The following is a 2,663-nucleotide window of genomic DNA, read 5'->3' as shown; positions in this document are numbered from 1 at the left end:
ATCTTAACCAGAGAGTCTCAGCAGTCACAGGCAATTGATTAATAGCGATAATTGCCGTGCGATAAAGCAAGGGAAGAAAATAGACTCCTTCTGGCCACTCTGGGTCTAATTTTGCCCCAAATCCTTCTAAAACAGTGATACCAACGGAAGGGGATAAAATCCACAAACGAGGGGCATTATCTTCATTGTAGCTCTGATTTTCCCGTTTAGCTTGTCTTTGCAGTTCGGCTAAAATCGCCAAAAGTTTCGCTAAACAATTGCGAATCTCGCTCCGATTGGGAGGATTGCGATAGGGTTCAATTAAGACAGTATTAAGGACAATTCTGCCTAATAATCCCAGATAATCGGGGTTGGGTTCGGGATTGGGGGAAAAAAATACATCTATCTGTCGGGTTTCGTCGCTGACTTCTTTGCTGATTTCGACGATTCCCAGGGGAGAAAGTAATTGTTCAAGGTAGTTTTTGGCAAATTGGTCATGGGGTTTCATGGACTGAGCAGTTAATCGATAATTCTCAATTGTATAGTTATTAAAAAAGTGGGTTTAAATAACCCACTTCTCAAGTGATGATTGGTAGTTTTTGGGATCGTAATTTTCAGACTGTGCCAGAAACTATGAGGATCCATGGCAATTATTCTCCTTGTCAATAGTGAGCAATTGTAAGATTAGACTACATCTTCGAGAAAATCATAAATTTTGTCTAATTGTTCCAAGGTCACTAAACCGTACTGCCAGAGAATCATCGGTAAATGAATTTTATCAGATTGGATCGAGCGCTCGGCCATAGCGATCGATTCTTGGGGAAGGGACAATTCCTCTTGCAGAAATCGTCGGAATTGGGAATAGGCAATCGTGGACATAGGGGGATTTTTTTCCTCAATAGTTATAGTATATCTCGTGATTTTAACAAAACACTACCTGAGCGGTTTCAAGGACAGTTAGTCTTGCGACCGTTTTTTCTGTATCTAAGCTATCTCGATGATAGAGAGTGCTTTCACAAAAATCGCTGGCTCTCTTAAGATAGTCCCGTTAGATCGAGCAGAATTTTGTCTCTGTTTAATCCATAGCAAGGGTAAAGATTATTCAATCTATGACTTGATAGACTATAAAAATCCTAATCGATATGGTTATATCTTAAACAGTATAAGTGCGTAATAGCTTCTAAAAGCCATACTTATATTTCCAGACAAGGGACACTTTTTATAAGAAAGTTAACCCCATTTTCAAAAATTAAGGTCTTGAGATAGACTCAATCTTAATTTTATCTCCTTCTTTCACTCCTAATTCTTTCGCTCGACCCCCAGCTAGTTCGATCACTTGATTAACCATGGTGTTTGGACCATAGACAGGACAAGGATGCACCGCACAAGGGGGGACATTGAGCAAAACTGCTTTTACTATACCATCTTTTAGAAAAATCATGTCTAGAGGAATCGAGACATTTTTCATCCAAAACCCGGCCATCAGAGGTTGTGCAAAGGGAAATAGCATACCGCGATTTTTCTCCAAAGACGAGCGATACATTAAACCCTTGGCCTGTTGTTCGGGGGTTTGAGCCACTTCTAACTCAATTATCTCACCATTAATATCTGCTTTGGCCGTGATCGGTAATATTTGCCCTTGATTCTCAGTCGTAATCTGAGCCATCGAACTATTATTACCATTGAGATTAGTCGATTGACAACTCAGCAGCAACAAACCTAAAAATAGTATTAACTTGATCTTGAGCATAAATAATTTTTTACCAGTCATCATCAATAGTTATCAATACTTAATTTTCCTAGTATAAGTGGAGAATTAAGCAGATAAGACACTAACACAAAGTGGTGACGGCAAATATAAAGATAGTATTAAAAATATCTAGCATGGGGGTGAGCATCCTTCCTTGAGGAGAGGGGCAGGATTGCTAGAACGTATATACTAGGAAAATTCTCAAAGTTATTGGCCGATTTTCCCCCTCAATTTTGCCCCAGTCTGGCAGCAGTCGATCGCCTTCGTAGGTTAAAATACCACTTATCTATATGATCGATTATTGTAGGCTCAGGAGCAATCACCATGACCGCAGAAAGTATGTTATTTAATGGGCCGATCGTGGCGATCGTTCTCGTCCTCGTCGGATTAGCTTGGGGTTTTCTCCTCCTCAAAATCCAAGGTGGAGAAGCGGAATAGCTTGTTTTTCGGTTCATGGTTACTTTATTAGTAATCATGAACTACTTTTTCCCTTCAAAAGTAATTAAGAGAAAATCAATAACTAAAATTTTATACCCACACCTATGACCACTCCCACGATCGAGTTTTTTGTCGGTTTATCAGAAGAATTAAGCGGTGTTAGTCTCCGCAAAAATAAAAATACCGGGATTCGCAATGTCCTGATGACTTTTAAAACCCTGAAAGCGATCGAACGTTTCCAAAGTTTCACCACTCGTACCTACGGCGATCTCCGTCTCACCGATGAGGAAGGAGTGATTATAGTTATTCCCAACTCGACTAAGTTTATTTTTGGAGGAGATGAAGGAGATGAAATTCAACGGGTAGAATGTGGTTTTGAAATCACCGATGAACACTGGGAGCGTTTTCTGCGCTTTATGAATCGTTATGCGGCAGCCAACGGTATGGGGTATCAGGATAAGTGAGAAGTGGGGTGATGGGGTGTAGGGTGTAGGGT

General features: G+C 40.3%; 4 protein-coding genes and 1 pseudogene. 2 read left to right on the top strand and 3 right to left on the bottom strand.

Going from position 1 to position 2,663, the window contains the following annotated elements:
- The 3 genes and pseudogenes from PN470_RS04475 to PN470_RS04465 form a co-directional block, all read right to left on the bottom strand.
- Positions 1-487, bottom strand: a pseudogene (locus tag PN470_RS04475) (flagellar assembly protein H); the annotation flags it as partial.
- A 176-nt stretch (positions 488-663) separates the two neighbouring features.
- Positions 664-858 (bottom strand): DUF2949 domain-containing protein, encoded by a 195-nt coding sequence (locus PN470_RS04470; RefSeq protein ID WP_061430188.1) that lies wholly within the window; start codon positions 856-858, stop codon positions 664-666.
- A 370-nt stretch (positions 859-1,228) separates the two neighbouring features.
- The gene (locus PN470_RS04465; RefSeq protein WP_272103832.1) at positions 1,229-1,750 is read right to left on the bottom strand and encodes a DUF192 domain-containing protein; all 522 of its coding nucleotides are present in this window, start codon (positions 1,748-1,750) and stop codon (positions 1,229-1,231) included.
- Positions 1,751-2,053: 303 nt separating this feature from the next.
- On the opposite strand from PN470_RS04465, the gene petM reads away from it, so the two are divergent.
- Entirely contained in the window at positions 2,054-2,167 is a 114-nt protein-coding gene (petM, locus tag PN470_RS04460) for a cytochrome b6-f complex subunit PetM (protein ID WP_002731506.1), read from the top strand.
- A gap of 104 nt (positions 2,168-2,271) precedes the next feature.
- Complete coding sequence (gene psb28, locus PN470_RS04455) at positions 2,272-2,631, top strand: photosystem II reaction center protein Psb28 (RefSeq protein WP_002777305.1); 360 nt, start codon at positions 2,272-2,274, stop codon at positions 2,629-2,631.
- Positions 2,632-2,663 lie beyond the last annotated feature (32 nt).

This window comes from Microcystis sp. CS-574 (assembly GCF_028329095.1).
In the GTDB taxonomy this organism is placed as follows: domain Bacteria; phylum Cyanobacteriota; class Cyanobacteriia; order Cyanobacteriales; family Microcystaceae; genus Microcystis; species Microcystis ichthyoblabe_A.
This window is presented reverse-complemented; position numbering and strand designations above follow the sequence as displayed.